Genomic DNA, 22,170 nt, shown 5'->3' with positions numbered 1-22,170 from the left:
GCGACACCACACCGCCTTGCTCGCATGATTCACCAACCGTCCGTTGCTTTTAATCCCGCCGAGCAGGCCATCGCCGCACGTATTGCCGCCGCCATGCCGACCCTCACGCCGATTCATCGGCGCATGGGCGAGTACGTGCTGGCCAATCTGTTCCGTGCGGCGACCATGCGGATCGACGAGCTTGCCAGCGTAGTCGGCGCATCGGTGGCAACGGCGAATCGCTTTGCGCGCGCACTGGGTTTCGACGGCTATCCACAGTTTCGTGAAGCGCTGGTGCGCGGCTTCGAGGCGACGCTCGCGCCGGTCGAGCGCCTGCGCAGTGCGCAGGAGTCGCTCGCGGCCGGCGACGATGTAGTGGACGCGTCGCTCGAACAGGCCGCCAACAATCTGCACGCTACCCGTACGGCGATCGACAGCGCCGCAGCCGAAGCCGCCGTCGAAGCGATCATCGCGGCACGCCGCGTGTTCGTGCTCGGTTATGGCGCCAGCGCGTTTCTCGCCGGGCTGATGGAGCATGGCCTGATGCCTTATCACGACAACGTGCAGTCGCTCGCGCTGATGGGCGGACCGTCGCACGCCGCGCGGCGTCTGTTTGCCTGCAACGAGGGCGATCTGGTGATCGGCATCGCGTTTCCGCGTTATGTCGAAGACACGATCGAGCTCGCGCACCGCGCGGCAAGCCGTGGTGCTCGCGTGCTCGCGCTCACCGACAGTCAGCGTTCGCCGCTTGCGCAATTCGCCGACCTCTCGCTTTACATCCGTGCCGATCGGCGGCTCGCGGCGAACGCCGATTCGGCCGTGCTCGCCGTGATCGAAGCGCTGTGCGACGCAGTGGCGTACCGAACGAAACGCTCGGTGAAGGCCGCAGCCGAAGTCAGCGAATTCCTGCTGCCATGGCTGGTCGATCCGCAAGCCGAAGCCGCCGGCGCGAGCGCGCGGCCCACGCGCAACGCGACCCGCACTGCACGCACCGCCCGAACTCCTCGCACTAACAAATCCAAACGATGAACTCCAACGCAGTCATTGCCATTCATGGCGGCGCAGGGACGATCCTGCGCGCGTCGATGTCGGCCAGCGCCGAAGCCGACTATCACGCCGCCTTGCATGCCGTGCTGAGCGCCGGCCAGCGCGTGCTCGCCGAGGGCGGCAGCGCGCTCGACGCCATCAGTGAAGCCGTACGCCTGCTCGAAGACTGCCCGCTTTTCAACGCGGCGCGCGGCGCGGTTTACACGGCGGCCGGCACCCACGAACTCGACGCGGCGATCATGGACGGCCGCACGCTCGAAGCCGGCGCGATCTGCTGCGTGAAGCGCGTGCGCAATCCGGTTCTGGCTGCGCGCCGCGTGCTCGAACGCAGCGAGCATGTGCTGTTCACGGGCGAAGGCGCGGAAGCCTTCGCCGCCGCGCAAGGGCTCGAACTCGTCGAGCCTGAGTATTTCCATACCGAAGCGCGCCATCGTCAATGGCTGCTCGCGCGCGATCAGCAGCGCGCCATGCTCGATCACGACGGCGCCACGCTTGCCGCCACGCCGACTTCGAACGACGACGATCCGACGCCGCACGAACCGATCGACCCGAACCGCAAGTTCGGCACCGTCGGCGCGGTCGCGCTCGATCGGCACGGCCATGTGGCGGCGGCGACCTCGACCGGCGGCGTCACCAACAAGCAGGTCGGCCGGGTCGGCGATACGCCGCTGATCGGCGCGGGCTGTTACGCGGACGACGCGACCTGCGCCGTCTCGACCACCGGCACGGGCGAAATGTTCATGCGCATGGTGGCGGCCTACGACGTCGCCGCGCAAATGGCCTACCGCAATGTGTCGCTGCAGGAGGCCGCCGCCGATGTGGTGATGAACCGCCTGCCGAAGATCGACGGCCACGGTGGCCTGATTGCCGTCGATGCGCGCGGCAACGTCGCGCTGCCGTTCAATACCGAAGGTATGTATCGCGGTTTTGCGCGGTTCGGTGAAACGCCGGTGACGGCGATTTACCGCTAGCGCGTCCACCCCCGTAAAGCCTGACTTTCGCCTGAACTTTCGCCAGCCGCGTTCGAATTCAAAGGAACCATCGTGCCGACTTCATCGCACACCACCCGTTCGCTTGTCGAAACCTTGCCGCCGCAACGCGTGCTCGCGGTCGACGATCTGTCGGTCGCATTTCGCAGCGGCGAGAACACGTTCAACGCGGTCCGCAATCTGTCGCTGACGGTCGAGCGCGGTGAGACGCTGGCGATCGTCGGCGAATCGGGTTCGGGCAAATCGGTGACGTCGCTCGCGTTGATGCGCTTGATCGAGCACGGCGGCGGGCGCCTTGCCGGCGGCAGCGTCGCTTTCCGGCGCCGCGACGGCAGCGTGCTCGACCTCGCGAAAGCGTCGTCCGGCGCCATGCGTTCGATTCGCGGCGCCGACATCGCGATGATCTTTCAGGAGCCGATGACCTCGCTCAATCCGGTCTTCACGGTAGGCGATCAGATCAGCGAAGCAATCGCCTTGCATCAGGGCAAGAGCGGCTCGGCCGCGCATGCAGAAACGCTGCGCTTGCTGGAACTCGTGCGCATTCCGGAAGCTCGGCGCGTGGCGGCGCGGTTTCCGCATCAACTGTCGGGCGGCATGCGTCAGCGCGTGATGATCGCGATGGCGCTGTCGTGCAAGCCCGCGCTGCTGATCGCCGATGAACCCACCACCGCGCTCGACGTGACGATCCAGGCGCAGATTCTGCAACTGATCCGCGGCTTGCAGGACGAGATGAACATGGGCGTGATCTTCATCACGCACGACATGGGCGTGGTCGCCGAAGTGGCGGACCGCGTGCTGGTGATGTATCGCGGCGAGAAGGTGGAAGAGGGCGCGTCCGACGCGTTGTTCGCCGCGCCATCGCATCCTTATACAAAGGCGTTGCTTGCCGCCGTGCCGCGTCTCGGCGCGATGCAAGGCACGGATCAACCGGCCCGGTTCCCGATCCTGACCGTCGAACAGGCGAGTCTGAGCGGCAGCGACGCAGCCGTGCGTCCCGCAGCTGCCGTCGCTGAAGAAACGCAGCCGCTGGTGCTGGAAACCACGCCGCCGATTCTGCGTGTGCGCGATCTGGTCACGCGCTTTCCGGTCAGGAGCGGCCTCTTCGGCCGTGTGACGGGCCGCGTGCATGCGGTGGAAAAAGTCAGCTTCGACTTGCGGCCCGGCGAAACGCTGGCGCTGGTCGGTGAATCGGGTTGCGGCAAATCGACCACGGGCCGCTCGCTGCTGCGCCTCGTCGAAAGTCAGAGCGGGTCGATCGAATTCAACGGCAAGGAAATCAGTTCGCTGACCGGTCCCGCGTTGCAGGCGCTGCGCCGCGACATCCAGTTTATTTTCCAGGATCCGTTCGCCTCGCTGAATCCGCGTCTGACGGTCGGCTTCTCGATCATGGAGCCGTTGCTCGTGCACGGCGTCGCGCAAGGCGCCCAAGCGCAGGCACGTGTTGCATGGCTGCTCGAAAAAGTCGGCTTGCCTCCCGAAGCCGCGCGGCGTTATCCGCATGAATTCTCCGGCGGTCAGCGGCAGCGGATCGCGATTGCGCGCGCGCTCGCGTTGAATCCGAAAGTCGTGATCGCCGACGAATCCGTTTCCGCGCTCGACGTGTCGGTGCAGGCGCAGATCGTCAACCTGATGCTTGATCTGCAGCGCGAACTCGGCGTCGCGTACGTGTTCATTTCGCACGACATGGCGGTGGTCGAACGCGTCAGTCATCGCGTCGCGGTGATGTATCTCGGCCAGATCGTCGAAATCGGCCCGCGCCGCGCGGTGTTCGAAGCACCGCAGCATCCCTACACGCGCAAGCTGATGGGCGCGGTGCCGGTTGCCGATCCGGCGCGCCGTCACGCGAAACGCATGCTCGCCGCCGACGAGATTCCGAGCCCGATCCGCGCGCTGAACGATGAACCTGTCGTGGCGCCGCTCGTCGCGGTCGGGCCGGACCATTTCGTCGCCCGGCATCGCGTGGGCGGTGCGTATTAAAGAGCGGTACTAAAAAGCCTGACTAAAGAGCTGTACCAAGAACCCAAGCCACACGCTTTCTCTCGCAGCATCTCAACCTGTTTTCATCTCGCAGCCTGGAGTCAACCTCATGAACCTGCTGGTCCCGTCTTCTCCGTTTCGTTTGCGCGCGCTGGTCAGCGGCGGCGCGGTGGTGTTCGCGATGCTCGCGGGCAATGCGGCGCACGCCGACACCACGGCCGTGATGGCCGTCGCCTCGACCTTCACGACGCTCGATCCGTACGATGCCAACGACACGCTCTCGCAAGCCGTCGCCAAGTCGTTCTATCAGGGGCTCTTTGGGTTCGACAAGGACATGAAACTGGTCAACGTGCTGGCCGACAGCTACGAAGCCAGCTCCGATGCGAAGGTCTACACGTTCAAGCTGCGCCATGGCGTGAAGTTCCAGGACGGCACCGACTTCAACGCTGCCGCGGTGAAAGCGAACTTCGACCGCGTGACCGATCCGGCGAACAAGCTCAAGCGCTACAACATGTTCAACCGCATCGAGAAGACCGAGGTGGTCGATGCGTACACGGTGAAGATCACGCTGAAGGCGCCGTTCTCGGCGTTCATCAATGTGCTCGCGCATCCGTCGGCGGTGATGATTTCTCCGGACGCGCTGAAAAAGTACGGCAAGGACATTGCGTTCCATCCGGTCGGCACCGGTCCGTTCGAACTGGTGAAGTGGGATCCTGCCGGCGACCTGACGGTGAAGAAGTTCGCCGGCTACTGGAAGAAGGGTTACCCGAAGGTCGATGCGATCGACTGGAAACCGGTGGTCGACAACAACACGCGGGCCGCGTTGATGCGTACCGGCGAAGCGGATTTCGCGTTCCAGGTGCCGTTCGAGCAGGCCGCGCAATTGCAGTCGAGCCCGAAGGTCGATCTGATCGCGTCGCCGTCGATCATTCAGCGCTATATCAGCCTGAACGTGAACCAGAAGCCGTTCGACAATCCGAAGGTGCGTGAGGCGCTGAACTATGCGGTTAACAAGGACGCACTCACCAAGGTCGCGTTCGCCGGTTACGCGACGCCGGCCGACGGCGTGGTGCCGCAAGGCGTCGACTATGCGGTGAAGCAGGGGCCGTGGCCGTACGATCCGGCCAAGGCGCGCGCGCTGCTGAAGGAAGCGGGCTATCCGAACGGTTTCGAAACCACGCTGTGGTCCGCGTATAACTACTCGACCGCGCAGAAGGTGATCCAGTTCGTGCAGCAGCAACTCGCGCAAGTGGGCATCAAGGCGCAAGTCGAAGCGCTCGAGGCCGGTCAACGGGTCGCCAAGGTGGAGAGCGCGCAGGACGCCGCGACCGCGCCGGTGCGGATGTACTATGCGGGCTGGTCGTCGTCGACGGGTGAAGCCGATTGGGCGATCACGCCGCTGCTCGCATCCGTCTCGTTCCCGCCCAAGATGGTCAATACCGCGTACTACAAGAACGACGCCGTCGACAGCGATCTGAAGCAGGCGCTCGAAACCACCGACCGCACGAAGAAAGCCGAACTCTACACCGACGCGCAAAAACGCATCTGGGCCGACGCGCCGTGGATCTTCCTCGTCAAGGAGAAGGTGGTGTACGCGCGCAGCAAGCGTCTGTCGGGTGCTTATGTGGCTCCGGACGGTTCGTTCAACTTCGACGAGATCGCGATCAAGTAATGAATTGACTGTGCTCGCGGACGTGCCGTTTCATTGGCACGCCCGCACTGGGCGGTCACTGCTTTGCTCCACTACGCGCTGCACAAGATCTTTCGTTGCCCGCATCATTGCCGGATTGGGTTCCATGCTGAACTTCCTCGTCAAACGTCTCTTTGGCCTGCTGCCGACGCTCTTCATCGTCGCCGTGCTGGTGTTCCTGTTCGTGCATCTGTTGCCGGGCGATCCGGCGCGGCTCGCCGCCGGTCCCGAAGCGGACGAGGCGACGGTCGCTCTGGTGCGTGCCGACCTCGGCCTGAACAAACCGATGCCGCAGCAGTTCGCCAGCTTCTTCGTGAAGATCGCGCACGGCGACTTCGGCGTCTCCACGCGCAGCAAACGCCCGGTCAGCGAGGAAATCGGCGAACGCTTCATGCCGACCCTACTGCTCACGCTCGCCAGCATGGTGTGGGCGGTCGTGCTGGGTATGGGCATCGGCATCGTCTCGGCCGTATGGCGCAACCGCTGGCCCGACCGCCTCGGCATGACGCTGGCGGTATCGGGCATTTCGTTTCCCGCGTTCGCGCTCGGCATGCTGCTGATGGAGATTTTTTCGGTGAAGCTCGGCTGGCTGCCGATTGTCGGCGATGGTTCGTGGCAGAGCTATGTGCTGCCGTCGCTTACACTCGGGGCGGCTGTCGCGGCGGTGATGGCGCGCTTCACCCGCGCATCGTTCGTCGAGGTGATGAACGAAGACTTCGTGCGCACCGCGCGCGCAAAGGGTGTGCCCGAACCTCTCGTGATCGTCAAACACTGCCTGCGCAACGCGATGATTCCCGTCATCACGATGATGGGTCTGCAATTCGGTTTTCTGCTGGGCGGCTCGATCGTGGTCGAAGTGGTGTTCGACTGGCCGGGCCTCGGACGCCTGCTGGTGGATGCCGTGTCGATGCGCGACTATCCGGTGATCCAGGCCGAAGTGCTGTTGTTCTCGCTGGAATTCATCATCATCAATCTGGTCGTGGACGTGCTGTACGCCGTGATCAACCCGACCATCCGTTTCAAGTGAGGCCCGCATGAGCACGACCGCCACCGAGCCGAATGCGGCCAGCACCGTGAAAGCCGAGCCTGCGATCCGCACGCCGTGGAGCGAATTCTGGCGCAAATTCCGTAAGCAGCATGTGGCGCTTGCCGCCGGCATTTTCGTGCTGTTATTGATCGCGCTTGCAATTGCGGCGCCGCATATCGTGCCGTACGATCCGGAGAATTTCTTCGACTACGATGCGTTGAACGCAGGGCCGTCCGCCGCGCACTGGTTCGGCGTGGATTCGCTGGGCCGCGATATTTTCAGCCGCATTCTCGCGGGTTCGCGCATTTCGCTCGAAGCAGGCTTTCTGTCCGTTGCGATCGGCGCGGTGATCGGAACGCTCTTCGGTTTGCTGGCCGGCTATTACGAAGGCTGGTGGGATCGCATCACGATGCGCGTCGCCGACGTGCTGTTCGCTTTTCCCGGCATTCTGCTGGCGATCGGCGTGGTGGCGATTCTCGGCAACGGCATGATTAACGTGATCTGCGCGGTGGCGATCTTCAGCATTCCGGCGTTCGCGCGGCTCGTGCGCGGCAATACGCTGATGCTCAAGCAGCTCACGTATATCGAGGCGGCGCGCAGCATCGGCGCGTCGGACTGGACCATCATCGTGCGGCACATTCTGCCGGGGACGATTTCTTCGGTGGTGGTGTACTTCACGATGCGTATCGGTACCTCGATCATCACGGCGGCAAGCCTGTCGTTTCTCGGCCTCGGCGCACAACCTCCGACGCCCGAGTGGGGCGCGATGCTCAATGAAGCGCGCGCCGACATGGTGACGGCACCGCATATCGCGCTGTTTCCGAGTCTGGCGATTTTCCTGACCGTGCTGGCGTTCAATCTGCTCGGCGACGGACTGCGCGATGCGCTCGATCCGAAGCTAGACCGGCCATGAATTTGCCAAAGATTCAAAACGCGCCGCATGTCGGCACATTGCCGGCGGGTCCGCTCGGCACGATTGCCGACGTGCCGGGCGTGACAGTCGGGCACTGCACGCTCGATGAAGGCGCCGTGCAAACCGGCGTGACCGTGATTCGTCCGCATGACGGGGATCCCTTTCTCGACAAGGTGCCGGCGGCGGCTTCGGTGATCAACGGGTTCGGCAAAAGCATCGGGCTCGTGCAGGTCGAAGAACTCGGCACGCTGGAAACGCCGATCGCGTTGACCAACACATTCAGCGTCGCCGCTGTCGCGCAGGCGCAGATTCGCGCGGCGGTGCGTGCCGATCCGCAGATCGGACGCGAGTGGTCGACGGTCAATCCTTTGGTGTTCGAATGCAATGACGGCTATCTGAACGACATCCAGGCGCTCGCCGTCACCGGGCAGCATTTCGACGAAGCTTGGGCAGCCACGAGTTCGGATGTCGCGAGCGGATCGGTCGGCGCGGGCCGGGGCATGTCGTGCTTCGATCTGAAGGGCGGCATCGGCAACGCGTCGCGCGTGGTGAGCGCAGCCGGTCGCAGTTATACCGTCGGCGCACTCGTGCTGGCGAACTTCGGCCGCCTGCCGATGCTGACTGTCGACGGTACGCCGCTCGGTCGCATGCTGGCCGAACGTGCTGCCAAAGTGGAGACCGCTGCATTGTCAGCCACGCCGGCGACGAAACCCGAGCAAGGCTCGATCATCATGATCGTCGCCACCGATGCGCCGCTCGACGCGCGCCAACTCAAGCGCCTTTCGTTACGCGCGGGGGCAGGTCTCGCGCGCACCGGTTCGGTATATGGACATGGCAGCGGCGATATCGCGCTGGCGTTTTCAACGGCTTATACCGTGCCGCACGGGGCCGACTTCATTACGCTGCCGCCGCTGCTCGCCGACGAGCGTCTTGACCCGCTCTTTCGCGCCTGCGCGGACAGCGTCGAGCAGGCGATTCTCGACGCCTTGTGGCGTGCTGCTTCCGTGGCCGGACGCGATGGCCATCGGCGTCTGTCGCTGCGTGACAGCGTTCCCGATCTCGTCCAACTACTCAAGCCCGCTCCCCGATGAAAGTCCTCATTTCCGTCGATATCGAAGGCATTGCCGGCGTGTTTCATCCCGAACAAACGCGCGCGGGCAACAGCGAATACGAAGCGGCGCGCCGCTGGATGACGCTCGAAGCCAACGCCGCGATCGAAGGCGCATTCGCCGGCGGCGCGACGCAAGTATGGGTCAACGATTCTCATGGCGGCTTTCGCAATCTGCTACCTGACCTGCTCGATGCGCGCGCTCAGGTGGTGCTCGGCAAACCGCGCACGCTCGGCATGATGGCCGGGCTCGAATACGGCGCGGCGCTGGTCTTCATGATCGGCTATCACGCCATGTCGCAAACGCGCGGCGTCCTTGCACATACGATCAACAGTTTCGCCTTCGCACGCGTTTCGCTGAACGGCGTCGAGGTCGGCGAGGCGGGCGTATATGGCGCGCTGGCGGAAGAATATGGCGCACGGGTCGGGCTTTTATCCGGCGACGACGTTTTCGCCGAAGAAACCGCGCCGCGTTTCCCGGGCGCGCGTTTCGTCGTCACCAAGAGCGCGACCGGGAATGCGAGCGGCGTCACGCAGTCACCGGCAAACGCGCGCGCGGCGATCGGGAGCGCCGCGCGCGAAGTGGTTCAGCAGCATCTCGCCAACGGGTATGCGCGGGAATCCTCGCACGCCCAAACGAAGCCGCTGGAATGCGAACTGCGCGTGCAAACCAGCGCGCTTGCCGATCTGTTTTGCCAATGGCCGACGCTCACGCGCGTCGATGCAGTCACCCTGCGATTCAGCGCGGCGTCGGCGGAACATGCGGTGCGCGTGCTGAACTGCCTGTCGGCGATGTCGTTCATGTTGCGTTGAACGCCGGAGGCTCGGAAACCTATGGTGTCCCAATCGAATCGTACTGCGGGAGAGCATCGAACCGGTATTGCGCGAAGGACACTCGCGAATGCGCCTGAACGGGACTACTGCTGCCGGCTCAGCTCACGCGCCGCGCGATCGATCACGTCGGCAATCGCGCCCGCGTGCGATACCGGCGCCAGGTGGCTCGACGCCATCGGCACGACTTTCGCGCCCATGCGGTCGGCCATGAATCTTTCGACTTCCGGCGACACAGCCCGGTCGCGTGTCGTGATCACGTACCACGACGGCTTTTCCCTCCAGGCGACCTGACTGACCGTTTCACTGAAGGCCGTTGCGGCAATCGGCACCTGCGCGGTGGCAAGCACGCGCGTCAGATTCTCGGGGACGTCCGCGGCGAAATCTGCATGGTATTTCGTGCGATCGAGCCAGAGGAAGCCGCTCGGATCCTTGATGATGCTCGCACCCGCGGGCATTGGCGCGGCGCGCTTCATCAGATCCACGGTCGACTCGTGCAGGTCCGGCGCGATCGCCGCGATATAGACGAGGCCCGCGACGTTCGGCGCGTTCGCGCCCGCTTCGGTGATCACGACGCCGCCCCACGAATGCCCCACCAGCATGGTCGGCCCGTCCTGGCGTGCGAGGACGCGGCGGGTCGCGGCGACATCGTCGGCGAGCGAGGTGAGCGGGTTCTGCACCGAACTCACGTGATAGCCTTTCTGCTGAAGTTTGGCGACCACACCGTTCCAGCTCGAGCCGTCGACGAACGCGCCGTGAACCAGCACGACATTGCGTACCGGACCGGTCATGGGCGCGGCGGGAGGCGGCGCGGCGGCAGCCTTCACGGGCGGTGCGGCGGGCGCCACGGGTGCGGGAGCAGGGGCTTCGGGTGCGCTCGTCTCCATACCCGGCTCGATGGGCGGCTCGGCAGCGGGTTCCACGGGAGGCGCGGCGGTGGGCGGCGTGGCCGGCGCGGCGGTTTGGGCGAGAGCGGCGGCCGCGGGGAAGCAGAGACACAAAGCAGCGGCGCAAAGCAGACGTTTGGGCGACATGTTGAATCTCCGGAGGCTGAAAGCCCGACTAGGGCAACATACAGAAGCCCTGCGCCAGTGACAATCACTATCCTTGCCGTTAAGTGCGGCGCAGAACCAAGCGCGGGTTGCTCCCAGTATTTAGGTAATATCGGCCACGGTAAAATTTCAGGTTCGGCCGGCCCGGACCATAAGTCCGATCGGGTGATCGATATTCATACACTGGGGCGCAATTTGAATAGTGCACAGCAGCAAGACGGCCTGAAGCGGGGGCTCAAGAATCGCCACATCCAGCTCATCGCGCTGGGCGGCGCGATCGGCACCGGCCTGTTTCTCGGCTCCGCCAGCGTGTTGCAGGCAGCCGGTCCGTCGATGATTCTCGGCTACGCGATCGGCGGCATCATCGCCTTCATGATCATGCGGCAGTTGGGGGAAATGGTGGCGCAGGAGCCGGTGGCCGGTTCGTTCAGCCACTTCGCGTACAAGTATTGGGGCGACTTTGCCGGCTTTCTGTCGGGCTGGAATTACTGGGTCCTGTATGTGCTCGTGAGTATGGCCGAGCTGACCGCTGTCGGCACGTATGTTCACTACTGGTGGCCCGGCGTGCCGACGTGGGTGTCGGCGCTGGTGTGCTTCGCTGGCATCAACGCGATCAATCTCGCCAACGTCAAAGCCTACGGCGAAACGGAGTTCTGGTTCGCGATCATCAAGGTCGCGGCGGTGGTCGGCATGATCGTGTTCGGCGGCTATCTGCTGATCAGCGGCCACGGCGGCCCGCAAGCGTCGATCGCCAACCTCTGGGCCCACGGCGGCTTTTTCCCGCATGGGTTTCATGGTCTGTTCATGATGCTCGCGGTGATCATGTTCTCGTTCGGCGGGCTGGAGTTGATCGGCATTACGGCGGCGGAAGCCGACGAGCCGCAGAAGAGCATTCCAAAGGCCGTGAATCAGGTGATCTACCGGATTCTGATTTTCTACATTTGCTCGCTGACGGTGCTGTTGTCGTTGTATCCGTGGAACGAGGTCGCGGCCGGCGGCAGTCCGTTCGTGATGATCTTCTCGCAGATCGGCTCGACGCTGACCGCGAACGTCCTCAACGTGGTGGTGTTGACCGCGGCGCTGTCGGTGTACAACAGCGGCGTCTATGCGAACAGCCGCATGCTGTACGGTCTCGCGGAGCAGGGTAACGCTCCGCGCGCGCTGATGAAGGTCGACCGGCGCGGCGTGCCGTATATGGCGATCGGTTTGTCCGCGCTCGCCACGTTCACGTGCGTGATCGTCAACTACCTGATTCCGGCCGAAGCGCTCGGCTTGCTGATGGCGCTGGTGGTGGCGGCGCTCGTGCTCAACTGGGCGCTGATCAGCCTCACGCATCTCAAGTCGCGCAAGGCGATGGTCGCGGCAGGCGAGACGCTCGTATTCAAGTCGTTCTGGTTTCCGGTCAGCAACTGGATCTGCCTCGCGTTCATGGCATTGATCCTCGTGATTCTGGCAATGACGCCCGGTCTGTCCGTTTCAGTATGGCTGGTGCCGGCGTGGCTGGTGGTGATGTGGGCCGGGTACGTGTTCAAGCGCCGGCGCGCGGCCGTGCAGGGCGGGGCGCGGGCGGTGGGGCGGTAAGGGGTATCGGATGGCGTGAGAGGCGATGGTCGTGCTCACGCCGCTCACGTTCGTTCAGGTCTGTCGAGGTTGTCAGGCAGGCCGCCACAAACAACAAACCCCGCGAGCAGCATGTGCTGGCGGGGTTTGAGGAAATGCTGAAACAGCGGTCTTGCGAATTCTTTGGTGCCAGGGCCGGAATGAAATAGTTCGTGTAACCACACGACAGTATTGGATGATGGAATTCTCGGCGGATAGAAAACCCCCAAAAGAACCCCCGAATGATGTGCGCTCGGTCCACACGGCGTGGGCTCCGCGCCAAGGAAGCCGCTAGAATCGGACGACTCCTTTCCGTGCTCCAGTTCGACCAAGCCATGCAGACAATCCACGACCGAAATCGCCTGATTGGTTTTTTGAAGTCTTGCATCGAGTGCAGCATCTACATTGCGCCAACTGACCCAGGTTTGACCTTTGGCGAACTCGTCGAAGCGGGGCGTAGCATTGGGCTTCTGCCGGGAGAAATTTCAGATGCGATGTCACACGTAACCACGGAGCACGGCGTTGGAGGCCGATTAATGCCGGGGCCGAACGATACGGCGCTGTGGCTGATTTTCTACCCGCCCGAGGTGCCCGATTACCGAAACCCCAAGGCGTTTGATTTCGTCTTCGCCGAGATGCATGAAGCTGCGCGTGTCTATGGGGCACAGGGTGCACGGCTTGAGCGCACTGTTATTGTCGAGCGTGGCAACGCTGCAGGACTTTCACGGAATGACGTCCAGATTGCCGTGACCATGATGGTGCTGAACGGTATTCTGGTGGAGCAGGAAGGAATCCTTAGATATGCGCGAGGCAGGGAAGGCTTCGCGACCCCGACTACGCAACTGGCGCAACAACGCAACTTTCCGCAGACGCGTCGAAACGAATCTCGGGAGCGAGCCTACGCTGCGGTGAAAGACGTCATAGCGCGGCGCTCAGATGGCCGCCCTAAATCCGCTGAGCCCTTCGAGGCTTTCGCGGAGGCCCTTGAATCGCTTGGTACCGGGCCATTCCGCGTTTGGTGGAATCAGATGGTGGCGGAACTGCGGCAGGCCAGCACGCAAACTGCACCAGTTACTGTGACGACGCTTTCGGCTGCGCTCGTTGAAGCCTCGCTCACGTTCGTCGTAGCGCACGCGCAGGCGCTTGGTCTTGGCGTCATGGGCTCCAAAGCATTTGCGGAACGGCCCTCGCGATGGAAGCTGGAGGAACTGGCCACCAGCGCGGGATATGGGGGCGAAGCGGCAATTCTCGACAAGTCACTACAGACGCGGGTAAGCATGTTAATCAGCGCACGACAGAGAATTCACGCAGGACGGATGCTTGAGGATTTTCCTGGTGGACCACCCGACCTGCAGCCCGAAAAGGCGCGTGACGCGCTTCTTACCGCGGAGCAGGTTGTTCGCAGCGTGCTTGACTGGTTGGGGCGATACCCTTCGAAATCGTAAGGGCCTGATTAAAATTCGCCGGGCTCGGGTATTCCCAGCAAGTGGTCTGGCCCCCGCATAATCCCGGACGCACTGACCCGGCTGCGTGACCGGACGAACGACGCCGATTTGCGCTCCATACCTACGGCGCTTTTCTGGACGGCCGGCGCCGCTGCTTACTGAAAAACTGCATTCTCACCACAGCCGTGGCAAAGCTCTAACGCGTCTCGCGAAGAGGGTGGATGTGCCCAACGTGTCGCGGATCAGCAGTATTAAGAATCTAAGGGTCCTGATGGTGCACTATTATCGGGAGGCCTCCGAGCAGATAGCTGCCCGCCTTTATTCGAAAAATTCCGCACAACCGCGGGTGTGCGCTTGCAGACGGAGTGATATTTGGATTTGGTGTTCGATCTGAGGCGGCCTAAACTTGCGCCTTGGCCACGGTTGCGCCCTGTTCGCGTATGAGTGTTGCATCACACGCAAATAGCGGTTGTTACAGTTTTGGGCTTGATGTATATGGGTAAAAGGCCATAATTCTGTGGGAGGACGTCATGGCTTGTTACGACGATGACTACGACGATAAGGCCCGGGTCGAGGCACGCGACCTTGCTAATGGCGGTCATTCTCGCAGCATTGGCGAGTTGTTGCGACTCTTGGACGCGGTAGTTGACGGCTGTTTGCCTCCGGGCGAGGCGGCTGTAGATCCGGGAAATGGCAGCGGTGCGCTATATGCAAGACATGCGTCGCAAGTTGTTGGCGTCTTCATTATCGATCCGCCGCCAACTGGTGGAGGATTACGTGTGTTGCGGTTGCTAGCAGTAGATCGGACGCTGCAGAAAGCGCTGGGTAACGCGGTCAATCGCGCCTAATGGAGGAAGCCATGGGCAAGCTTAAGGATCTTCGCGATGAACTGACGGGTGAATTCCCTGAAGCCAAAGAAGGGTACGACGACAGAGACCAGTTGGTTCGACTGGGCTTGGTGTTGCGTCAGGCTCGGCGCTCCCTGGATTTGACTCAAATGCAAGCGGCGGATCGCTCCGGGATTGCTCAGGCGGACATCAGTCGATTGGAGAACGGCGAGGGCGATAGAGGGCCCACGTTCGAAACCCTTGCCAGATATGCGCGGGCACTTGGATTAACCCTGGGTGTCACGCTGACACCCAATGGACATCGTGAACTCGCATCAACGGTCGAATTTTGACCAAGCAAACTGAAATTCTGCTGAATATGCTGGCCGAGGCTATGACTTTGGCCAGCGTCTTTCTGATTTGGATGCCTGCATTTATCGCCAGCTACAGGCTTTTCCAAATGCGTGGGCTTAGAAGCCTGTTTAGTCGCCCTGCGCCCGGGAAGCGATCCTTGCGTGATTTGGCCGACGATCTTCACGATGTTCTCAAGGAAGCCGTGTACCACTTCAGTAGCAAGGAGTTTTGGATGCTTCTGACAGGCCTTGCGCTGGCGATCGCTTCGTCGGCCATGAAGCTAATTATGATGTACGCGAGTCTTTGATCTTCGCGATCTGGTTAGACCGCTCACTTCGCGCGGCCGACCTGCACCGGATTTCCGCCCATAGCGTCGAGCCGCACCTTTTCCGTCAGCAACCGCTCGCACGTCTTCTGCAGTTCGGCGCCAACCAGCATGTACCGCTTTCACATAGTTCGTCCCGTGCTCGCTGCTGTCGGCGTGGCACAGCCGCATGGCTTCCCGCGGACGATTGGCGAGGCGTAGTCGAGCATCCAGCTATCGACAAAGAGCGGCGCCAGCGACTGCTCCCGCGTCAGCCTAAACGTCTCCATAACCTGCGGTGCCAGCTCAGCCGCCATCTGTCCCAGCGAGACGCGCTCCTGCCAATCGAAACGCGCGCCGTTCGCGTTGCACCAGATGCGTCCTGATTCAACCAGGTGGTCCGTGCGCAGCCATTCGCCGGTGCGCGCCATCGCGACAAGTTGAGCGATGACGAGGTAGCAGAGTAGGCTAGCGTGGGAATTATCTGGAGCAGTGGTGCTGGCCGTCGCTTGCAGTTTCATGATGGGCTTCTCTAACGGATCAAGTCCTCAAGCGTCGTTTTGCGTCATCCACGAGTTCGCGAGATCTCGCTCCAAGTTGCTTTGCTGCCCGATCAAGCATGCCTGCTTCTTCGGCGCTCCGCTTTCTGCTCTCATCGCTTGGATAAACGCGATCGGCGCGGGGTCGGGTTGTCATCCGCGGCGGGTTGCCTTCGTTAACCGTGTATTGTGCGACAGCCTCCACAAATCCGGCAGTCAGATTGCGGATCGCATGAAATCGGGCGTTCAGATGTTGATCGTGGAATATCAACTCTCGCTTTGCCTCATAGGCACCGAGTAAGTCGTTCAGTTGGCCCCAGAATTCAGACTGCAATGTCCCGCCGAGAAAGTCTGGGTTGTCGAGGGCCGCGATTACCCGTTCGGTGAGGAAGCTCGTCACCTTCTTGTATTCTTCGAGATCTGCGGTCCGCGACTGTCCACGTTTATCGAACCGGTCTTTCAAAAGCAGCGCAAGGTAAGCGCCAATTCCCGAAGTCACAACGCTGCCAACGCCTTTCAGCAGGTCTTGAAATGTTTGGTTGGATGCCATCTTTCGCTCACGAAGTAACGCACGAAAATGTCAACTCGGCTTCCTGCGGCGTCCATCCGCGAACCCCATGCGTCTGCATGTCGACTTGATGCATCTGCTTGCCTTGTCGGGTGCAGTACTCGTCGGCACGCTTGAGGCTTGACGCTTTCACTTCGCCCCACGGCGTCATCCCGCCGCGGACCTGGGTCGTGACGGTGTAGTGCCCATCACCGGCCGGCGTGACTTCGGAAATGGTCGTGCATGCGGCAAGCGCGGCTAGCGCCGCCAAGGTGAGAATTTTTTTCATTGTAGCCCCCGTTGATTGCCGAATTTTGCAGGGTCGGGGTGTTGGCCGCAAGTGCGCGTTATCATCGTGACTCGCGAAACTCTTCCACGAGGGCTGCCGATGAAGATCCGACTTGATAAGTGGTTGGAAAAGGAATTCGATCCACCTCCGAAGATTCGCACGGCGAGGCTTTGGATCAAGGCGGGAAAGATTTATCCCGTTCCCGTTAAAGTCGGTCGTTCGTACTATGTCGAGGAAAATGCAGTCTTCGCAGACGCGTATCAGAGGCCACGTCTTGCCGAACGTCTCTTCGGCAACGATGCGCTCAAGAAGGCAACGTCAAAGTGACGGAAATCGAAACGCTCGCGCAGAAAATTATTGAAGCCGTCGAGGCACGCACGAGGGCGGCGGTGCCTTTCGACCACGCCCTCTGGTCGACTAAAGAGATCGGCGAATACCTACAAAGGCCTGCGCAAGTTGTGCGCGATCGCGTGGTATGTTTGCCTGGATTTCCGCAAGCTATCCGCCTTCCCACCGTCGACGGTACTGGACGGGCGCATCCGCGCTGGAAGGCGATCGAAGTGATCAAGTGGGTTGAGTCCCACCAAGGCGGCAAGCGGGGACGCCCGCGTAGGTATGACTGACGATTGGTGACCGCAGCGCGTTCCGATTATTACTTCTTAGACCGGGCTCGCACCATGTCGATCTGTTCGATAGGAATCCTTCCGCATCGGTTGTAGCGCAATTCGCCGGTCTTGAGCATGTTGCTGATTGTCCGCGGACTTACGCCTAGCATGGTTGCTGCGACCTTGCCGGTTACGTGGACCGGGCGTTTCTCTCGCTTTTCGAACAGGCTTATCGCCTCATCAATGATTCGCAGAATTTCTTCTTCGGTGCGCGCAGGCTTCCCTTCGTTGCATTCAAGCGCGTGTGGAGGAAGCGATTCGATTAGTCTTGCGACGGTGTCGCTCTCTTTTTTGAGCCGAGCTGCGGCCGCGCGCAATTCATCTACGGAGTTGACCATGATGCTCTCCCGAAGAACACACCTATATCGTGACACGTTCGCCCAAGTTTGCAAATTCCCTCTTGACGTTCTCGCGCCGGACAACTAACCTTCAGTCATCGCTGAGACAACAGCGATCGGGTTTGGCGACCTGAGGAAAGTGGGCGGACAACCGCCGCAGTGCGGTTTTTTTACGTCCGTTGTATCATCGCGCGTACCCATTTTATGGGTGGGCCATGATGGGGAGACCTTTGGGTCTGCCGGTTCCTACTTTCCGGTTCGCCAACCCCGTCATGTGCCCGCCCACCCCATTTGGCGATGGAATGCGGGCTTCTGTTCAAAGTAGGAGTCCATGCTATGCCGCAAACCCATCAGGCCCAATCCGGCCCGACTAGCGAAATTCAAGAGCTTAAGGATAAGGTCGAACAAGCGATCGTCTGCTTGAACGCCGCGCTCTACGTCCTGCTGCAACGTACCGAAACGGAAAAACGGAAGGCTTCCGAAGCGGAGGTCGGCCATGACCGCGCTTGATTCCGCTGCTCGTCCCGAGCAAAGCAAACAACAACCGGTTAATCTCGCATCGCTTCCGCTCGACGAAGCGCTTCAGCGCGCATACGTTGCCGGCGAAAAAATCCTCATCGACAGTGACGCGATCGCCGCGGTGTCTCAAGACCTGTGGACCAACTGGATGAACGCGAACGTTCCGAATGCATGCGGGCAGTCGGAAGATGAGTACGGGGCTCTCCTCAACTTGATGATGAACCACTTCTTCCATGGGCTAACTGAGGGCGTGAAGCGATTCGCCGAGGACGCCCGCACGATGGAGCGGGTGGAGAGAGATCTCTGTGACCACTCCCGATGGGCCTGGAAGGTTTATAACGTTCTGGCCTTCATGTCCGAAGCGATCAGCGACGACAGGGCAGGCGAATTACCTGTTCGTTGCACCGTGGTCGATTTACGTCTCGACGTGGAGAAACTGGCGACGGATCTGATGGATCTCGTGAGGAACGCTCGTCATGGCTGATATCCATACTCTCCCGGTCCAGCGCAAACGCGGGCGTCGACGTACCAACCCGCTTGCCGGCGCTGCCACCGCCGCGATCTTGAATTTCGATGTTGGCAACCGGCTTGAAACACCCGAGCAGAGGCTCGCCAGGATCGACGAAGCTATGAACAGCATGGCTCGCGCTCTGCTGACCGCTGTCAGGGTAACCCGGGAGGTGGCGAAGATCGCTAATCCCAATTCTCGTTTGGCAGAGTAAACTTTTGCAACCGCGCCTAGCCCGACGGGGCAAAAACGGAGCACCCTACTCCGCTGGTGCGGCTCTAAGATCAAGGGGGCGCGAAAGGGACGCGAATGCAAGATGACGATGACTACTTGGAGCGTGAACACGAACACATTGATGAGGCACTTTCAAGAGCGAAGCAAGGCTCGATAGAAGATGCCCTGTATGTGCTCGATATGTGCGCGGGGCTGCTATATGGGCGGGCGAGGTTCAACGAGGACCTTGCTTTCTATCTAGCCGAATGTCTTTCGAAGATAGCGAGCGGGGACGATCCCTCGAAGGCGCTGAACCTTGTTCCTAACCAACGTGGCCGAGGTCGCCCCAAAATGCCGGAGGGAGATCGATTCAACGACGCCGTAGCGATTCAGGCGACGATCTTGTTGGCCGAGCGAGTGAAAGGAATCAACAAAACCGAGGCGATACGGCGGCTTTCGAGTTCGGACGATCCGTACCCAAGAAGCGAGTGGCGAAAAATTGAGAAGATGGATTTCACGCCAATGAGCGAGCTGGATGACCAGGCGTTGATCTGCCTTGCCGGCCGCCGATGGAGAGACCTACTGTCAAAAATCCAATAATTATTGACAGTGCGACACTAGCTGCCGAAGACGATCCTAGCCATGTTCAACAACCTTTTACGGGGTTTCAAACATGGCTAAAACGTATAGCGAGCAACCGACAGGAAGCGCGTACCTTTTTCCCTCCGAGTCGCTGCCGCTCGACGGTTTTTCGCGCTGGAACGATCTCAAGGTCTTCGTGCCGTTTTCTCGCGAGACCCTGCGCAAGCGTGAAATCGAAGGCCGATTCCCGCGCCGCCAACACCTGACGCAACGTTGTGCTGTGTGGCCCAATCGCGAGCTTCACCGTTGGTTCGCCGATCCGGTTGGCTATCAAGCGCAGTCGATTGACGCGTAAGGGGCTCGACATGGCCCACAAAAAAGCCGCGACCCTTGAAGGCGCGGCTCAAATTGAATCCCAAACGCAGTCTAACGGAAACGACGCCAATGCTCAACGGCGCCGGATTCTCGATTTCCTTCGGCAGCACGGCTCGCTCTCGACCATCGACGCGCGGCATCTCATTGATTGCCTTCATCCCGCCGCCCGAGTGATGGAGCTGCGCAACGCCGGCTACAGTATTGCAACCGTCTGGTCGCACGAGGTAACGCCCGAAGGCGGCAGGCATCGCGTCGCTCGCTATCACCTGATGAGCGAGGCGGGCACATGCTGAGCGACATCGACCGCGCACGCGCAGCGCTTTTTCACCTCGACGCTGGCTGCGACCGTGCGGAATGGATTCGAATCGGGATGGCGGCAAAAGCGGCCGATCTGGATGTCGTCGACTGGATCGACTGGTGCGCGTCGGGTGCCAACTATGGCGGCGAACGGGATGCGCGCGCTGTCTGGCGCTCGTTCAAGCCGGCGGGCGGCATCGGCGCCGCAACGCTGTTCCGTGCTGCGATCGATACAGGATGGTCGGAAACGTCAGCAGCGCGACGCCCGTCACCTGCGCCTGTTCGCCAGCGCGAACCCGAACCGGAGGCCCGCACAACGCTCGATCCGCGCTGGCTCGCGTACTGGAATTCGCTCGGCGAAGTTCGAGATGTCGGCCGCGCGTATCTGCAAGCGCGCCAATGTGCTATCCCGCCGACAGACGGCGACCTTAGATTCGATCCGGCGGCGCGTCATCCTGCCGGCTACGTCGGGCCGTGTCTCGTGGCGCTCGTTACCGACGTTGCGAGCCGCAAACCGATCTCACTTCACCGCACATGGATCAATGCCGACGGTACCAAAGCCGACGTGGCACCGCCACGCCTGCTCCTCGGCGGTCACCGGAAAGCCGGCGGCGCAATTCGCCTGTGGCCGGATGAAGCATTGACGCAAGGGCTCGCGATCGCCGAAGGCATCGAGACGGCGCTCAGTCTTGCGCGAGTGTTTCAGCCCGCATGGGCGCTGATCGATGCGGGCAACCTTGCCAAGTTTCCTGTTCTCGCTGGTGTTGAGTCGCTGCTGATCGGCGAGGATCACGACGAGGCGGGAGCGCGCGCCGCCAAGGCATGCGCGATTGCATGGTCGAGCGAAGACAGGGAAGCCAGGGTTGCCAAGTCGCCGGTAGCAGGAGATGACGCTAACGACTACCTGCGGAGGGCGGCATGAAAGCCGAATTCCGCGATTGGGTAGACGGCGCTCCGGTATTCGATATGAATCAGTACCGCGACGACGCGCCGCCCGAATTTTCCGAGTCCATAAAAGGTAGCGATGTAGCTGAAACCAATATCCGCTCGGTGCCGATTGATGAACTCCTGTCCGGGGAGCGCCAGACGTACCTCGTAAAGGGTGTCTTCCCTGCCAAAGGTGTGGCGGCGATCTACGGGCCATCCGCATCGGGGAAGACATTCTTGACGCTGGATGTCGCGCTCTCCATTGCTCGTGGCCAACCTTGGTTCGGGCGGCGCGTGAACAAGACCGGCGTCGTCTATGTCGCCGCCGAGGGGGAGGCTGGTATTTCGGACCGCCTGCGCGCCTCCCTTGGCGACGACCATAAGGACATCGCTCTGGAAGTCGTGCCATCCCCCGTGGACCTGTTGCGCGGCATGGCGGATCTCGATGCGCTCGTGTCGGCGATCAGGGCGGCAGAACAGCGGATTGGCACGGTCGGGCTCGTTGTTATCGACACGCTGGCGCGGTGCATGCCGGGTGGCGATGAGAACACGTCGGATTCGATGGGCGCCTTCCTGCAAAACGTCGATGCCCTACGCCGTTCAATCGATGGCCTGGCGCTGGTCGTTCACCACACCGGAAAGGACACATCTGCCGGCGCGCGTGGTCACTCGTCGTTCTTTGGAGCGATGGACGGCTGTCTCGAAGTCTCGCGAGACGGCGATCAGCGGGCCTTCAAGGTCGCCAAATCCCGCGACGGTGTAGATGGCGATTCGCAGGCGTTCCGTCTGGTCTCTGTTGAGCTCGGCACCGATGACGACGGCGACCCGATTACGAGCTGCGTGGTTGAGCCTGACGACCAGCGATCCATATCGGGCGATCGAGGCGCGCGCAGACCGCCTGGCGGGGCAAACGCAAAGATCGCGATTCGCGTGCTCAAACAGATGCTCAAGGATTCCCGGGACTTCGCCAAGGGTGGCGCGCCTGTCGGGCGTCCGTGCGTTCGTCTCGACGAGGCCAAGGAAGCAATCATGGCTGTCCTTCCCGTCGATCCGAAACGCAAGCGTGAGCGCACTGAATCAGCGCTGACCAGTCTGCTCGGTTCCGGCACGTACGAAATGCGGGAGGACTGGATATGGGCAGCGTAGCCGCGTTCCCGATTTTCCCGTTTTCGGGAAGTTTCGGGACGCCGATTCTTTCCCGATTCCCGAAACCCCCTAAGGGGTTCGGA

28 protein-coding genes are annotated in these 22,170 nt (G+C 61.6%); 23 read left to right on the top strand and 5 right to left on the bottom strand.

What is annotated here, in order from left to right:
* Positions 1–24: 24 nt before the first annotated feature.
* From PDMSB3_RS16270 to PDMSB3_RS16235, 8 genes are all read left to right on the top strand, one after another.
* Positions 25–1,008, top strand: coding sequence for a MurR/RpiR family transcriptional regulator (locus PDMSB3_RS16270; RefSeq protein ID WP_007180646.1), 984 nt, complete (start codon positions 25–27; stop codon positions 1,006–1,008).
* The gene (locus tag PDMSB3_RS16265) at positions 1,005–1,997 is read left to right on the top strand and encodes an isoaspartyl peptidase/L-asparaginase family protein (protein ID WP_007180647.1); all 993 of its coding nucleotides are present in this window, start codon (positions 1,005–1,007) and stop codon (positions 1,995–1,997) included. Before PDMSB3_RS16270 ends, PDMSB3_RS16265 begins: the two co-directional genes overlap by 4 nt.
* A gap of 72 nt (positions 1,998–2,069) precedes the next feature.
* Positions 2,070–3,992, top strand: coding sequence for a dipeptide ABC transporter ATP-binding protein (locus PDMSB3_RS16260; RefSeq protein WP_007180648.1), 1,923 nt, complete (start codon positions 2,070–2,072; stop codon positions 3,990–3,992).
* A 109-nt stretch (positions 3,993–4,101) separates the two neighbouring features.
* Positions 4,102–5,664 carry a glutathione ABC transporter substrate-binding protein GsiB gene (gsiB, locus tag PDMSB3_RS16255; RefSeq protein ID WP_007180649.1) on the top strand — a complete coding sequence of 521 codons (1,563 nt, stop codon included), beginning with the start codon at positions 4,102–4,104 and terminating at the stop codon, positions 5,662–5,664.
* 124 nt (positions 5,665–5,788) lie between these two features.
* Positions 5,789–6,709, top strand: coding sequence for a glutathione ABC transporter permease GsiC (gsiC, locus tag PDMSB3_RS16250; RefSeq protein ID WP_165186959.1), 921 nt, complete (start codon positions 5,789–5,791; stop codon positions 6,707–6,709).
* A 7-nt stretch (positions 6,710–6,716) separates the two neighbouring features.
* Positions 6,717–7,622 (top strand): glutathione ABC transporter permease GsiD, encoded by a 906-nt coding sequence (gsiD, locus tag PDMSB3_RS16245; RefSeq protein WP_007180651.1) that lies wholly within the window; start codon positions 6,717–6,719, stop codon positions 7,620–7,622.
* The gene (locus tag PDMSB3_RS16240; protein ID WP_007180652.1) at positions 7,619–8,713 is read left to right on the top strand and encodes a DmpA family aminopeptidase; all 1,095 of its coding nucleotides are present in this window, start codon (positions 7,619–7,621) and stop codon (positions 8,711–8,713) included. Before gsiD ends, PDMSB3_RS16240 begins: the two co-directional genes overlap by 4 nt.
* Positions 8,710–9,543 carry a M55 family metallopeptidase gene (locus PDMSB3_RS16235; protein ID WP_007180653.1) on the top strand — a complete coding sequence of 278 codons (834 nt, stop codon included), beginning with the start codon at positions 8,710–8,712 and terminating at the stop codon, positions 9,541–9,543. The genes PDMSB3_RS16240 and PDMSB3_RS16235 overlap by 4 nt, the downstream gene beginning before the upstream one ends.
* A gap of 104 nt (positions 9,544–9,647) precedes the next feature.
* Here the strand turns inward: PDMSB3_RS16235 and PDMSB3_RS16230 are convergent, their stop codons facing one another.
* Positions 9,648–10,595 carry an alpha/beta fold hydrolase gene (locus PDMSB3_RS16230; protein WP_007180654.1) on the bottom strand — a complete coding sequence of 316 codons (948 nt, stop codon included), beginning with the start codon at positions 10,593–10,595 and terminating at the stop codon, positions 9,648–9,650.
* A 213-nt stretch (positions 10,596–10,808) separates the two neighbouring features.
* Here PDMSB3_RS16230 and PDMSB3_RS16225 point away from each other — a divergent pair, with 213 nt between their 5' ends.
* The 5 genes from PDMSB3_RS16225 to PDMSB3_RS16205 all read left to right on the top strand — a co-directional run bounded on the left by PDMSB3_RS16225 (position 10,809) and on the right by PDMSB3_RS16205 (position 15,145).
* Positions 10,809–12,194 (top strand): amino acid permease, encoded by a 1,386-nt coding sequence (locus tag PDMSB3_RS16225; protein ID WP_035518498.1) that lies wholly within the window; start codon positions 10,809–10,811, stop codon positions 12,192–12,194.
* A 332-nt stretch (positions 12,195–12,526) separates the two neighbouring features.
* Positions 12,527–13,657, top strand: coding sequence for a hypothetical protein (locus tag PDMSB3_RS16220; protein WP_165186956.1), 1,131 nt, complete (start codon positions 12,527–12,529; stop codon positions 13,655–13,657).
* A gap of 530 nt (positions 13,658–14,187) precedes the next feature.
* The gene (locus tag PDMSB3_RS16215; RefSeq protein WP_165186954.1) at positions 14,188–14,505 is read left to right on the top strand and encodes a hypothetical protein; all 318 of its coding nucleotides are present in this window, start codon (positions 14,188–14,190) and stop codon (positions 14,503–14,505) included.
* Between the two features lie 11 nt (positions 14,506–14,516).
* Positions 14,517–14,837 carry a helix-turn-helix domain-containing protein gene (locus PDMSB3_RS16210; RefSeq protein WP_165186952.1) on the top strand — a complete coding sequence of 107 codons (321 nt, stop codon included), beginning with the start codon at positions 14,517–14,519 and terminating at the stop codon, positions 14,835–14,837.
* On the top strand, positions 14,834–15,145 hold the full coding sequence (locus PDMSB3_RS16205; RefSeq protein ID WP_165186950.1) for a hypothetical protein: 312 nt from the start codon (positions 14,834–14,836) through the stop codon (positions 15,143–15,145). Before PDMSB3_RS16210 ends, PDMSB3_RS16205 begins: the two co-directional genes overlap by 4 nt.
* Positions 15,146–15,285: 140 nt before the next feature.
* Here the strand turns inward: PDMSB3_RS16205 and PDMSB3_RS16200 are convergent, their stop codons facing one another.
* Genes PDMSB3_RS16200 through PDMSB3_RS16190 form a run of 3 tightly spaced genes read right to left on the bottom strand, consistent with a single transcriptional unit; the run spans position 15,286 to position 16,517 of the window.
* On the bottom strand, positions 15,286–15,663 hold the full coding sequence (locus PDMSB3_RS16200; protein ID WP_165184134.1) for a hypothetical protein: 378 nt from the start codon (positions 15,661–15,663) through the stop codon (positions 15,286–15,288).
* 19 nt (positions 15,664–15,682) lie between these two features.
* Complete coding sequence (locus PDMSB3_RS16195; protein WP_165186948.1) at positions 15,683–16,231, bottom strand: hypothetical protein; 549 nt, start codon at positions 16,229–16,231, stop codon at positions 15,683–15,685.
* Positions 16,232–16,238: 7 nt separating this feature from the next.
* Positions 16,239–16,517: a hypothetical protein gene (locus tag PDMSB3_RS16190; RefSeq protein ID WP_165186946.1), complete on the bottom strand. Its 279-nt coding sequence runs from the start codon at positions 16,515–16,517 to the stop codon at positions 16,239–16,241.
* A 99-nt stretch (positions 16,518–16,616) separates the two neighbouring features.
* On the opposite strand from PDMSB3_RS16190, the gene PDMSB3_RS16185 reads away from it, so the two are divergent.
* Positions 16,617–16,844, top strand: coding sequence for an excisionase (locus PDMSB3_RS16185; RefSeq protein WP_165186943.1), 228 nt, complete (start codon positions 16,617–16,619; stop codon positions 16,842–16,844).
* Positions 16,841–17,140 (top strand): hypothetical protein, encoded by a 300-nt coding sequence (locus PDMSB3_RS16180; RefSeq protein WP_165186940.1) that lies wholly within the window; start codon positions 16,841–16,843, stop codon positions 17,138–17,140. The genes PDMSB3_RS16185 and PDMSB3_RS16180 overlap by 4 nt, the downstream gene beginning before the upstream one ends.
* Before the next feature lie 29 nt (positions 17,141–17,169).
* On the opposite strand, the gene PDMSB3_RS37885 is transcribed toward PDMSB3_RS16180, so the two are convergent.
* On the bottom strand, positions 17,170–17,520 hold the full coding sequence (locus tag PDMSB3_RS37885) for a helix-turn-helix domain-containing protein (RefSeq protein ID WP_232064216.1): 351 nt from the start codon (positions 17,518–17,520) through the stop codon (positions 17,170–17,172).
* A gap of 336 nt (positions 17,521–17,856) precedes the next feature.
* Here PDMSB3_RS37885 and PDMSB3_RS16170 point away from each other — a divergent pair, with 336 nt between their 5' ends.
* The 8 genes from PDMSB3_RS16170 to PDMSB3_RS16135 all read left to right on the top strand — a co-directional run bounded on the left by PDMSB3_RS16170 (position 17,857) and on the right by PDMSB3_RS16135 (position 22,087).
* A complete protein-coding gene (locus PDMSB3_RS16170) occupies positions 17,857–18,030 on the top strand; it encodes a hypothetical protein (RefSeq protein ID WP_165186937.1) in 174 nt (57 codons plus the stop codon).
* On the top strand, positions 18,017–18,523 hold the full coding sequence (locus PDMSB3_RS16165) for a ubiquitin carboxyl-terminal hydrolase (protein ID WP_165186935.1): 507 nt from the start codon (positions 18,017–18,019) through the stop codon (positions 18,521–18,523). Before PDMSB3_RS16170 ends, PDMSB3_RS16165 begins: the two co-directional genes overlap by 14 nt.
* Complete coding sequence (locus PDMSB3_RS16160; protein ID WP_165186933.1) at positions 18,516–18,761, top strand: hypothetical protein; 246 nt, start codon at positions 18,516–18,518, stop codon at positions 18,759–18,761. Before PDMSB3_RS16165 ends, PDMSB3_RS16160 begins: the two co-directional genes overlap by 8 nt.
* Before the next feature lie 95 nt (positions 18,762–18,856).
* Positions 18,857–19,360 (top strand): hypothetical protein, encoded by a 504-nt coding sequence (locus PDMSB3_RS16155; protein ID WP_165186930.1) that lies wholly within the window; start codon positions 18,857–18,859, stop codon positions 19,358–19,360.
* A gap of 73 nt (positions 19,361–19,433) precedes the next feature.
* On the top strand, positions 19,434–19,697 hold the full coding sequence (locus PDMSB3_RS16150) for a helix-turn-helix transcriptional regulator (protein ID WP_165186928.1): 264 nt from the start codon (positions 19,434–19,436) through the stop codon (positions 19,695–19,697).
* Positions 19,698–19,707: 10 nt separating this feature from the next.
* Positions 19,708–20,010, top strand: a complete 303-nt coding sequence (locus tag PDMSB3_RS16145) for a helix-turn-helix domain-containing protein (protein WP_165186925.1) — start codon at positions 19,708–19,710, stop codon at positions 20,008–20,010.
* Positions 20,004–20,936, top strand: coding sequence for a DUF7146 domain-containing protein (locus PDMSB3_RS16140; RefSeq protein WP_232064214.1), 933 nt, complete (start codon positions 20,004–20,006; stop codon positions 20,934–20,936). The genes PDMSB3_RS16145 and PDMSB3_RS16140 overlap by 7 nt, the downstream gene beginning before the upstream one ends.
* On the top strand, positions 20,933–22,087 hold the full coding sequence (locus PDMSB3_RS16135) for a helicase RepA family protein (protein ID WP_165186923.1): 1,155 nt from the start codon (positions 20,933–20,935) through the stop codon (positions 22,085–22,087). The genes PDMSB3_RS16140 and PDMSB3_RS16135 overlap by 4 nt, the downstream gene beginning before the upstream one ends.
* Positions 22,088–22,170: the final 83 nt, after the last annotated feature.

Source organism: Paraburkholderia dioscoreae (assembly GCF_902459535.1).
Taxonomy (GTDB): Bacteria; Pseudomonadota; Gammaproteobacteria; order Burkholderiales; family Burkholderiaceae; genus Paraburkholderia; species Paraburkholderia dioscoreae.
Note: the sequence above shows the minus strand (reverse complement) of the source record. Positions and strands in the feature narration are given on the sequence as shown.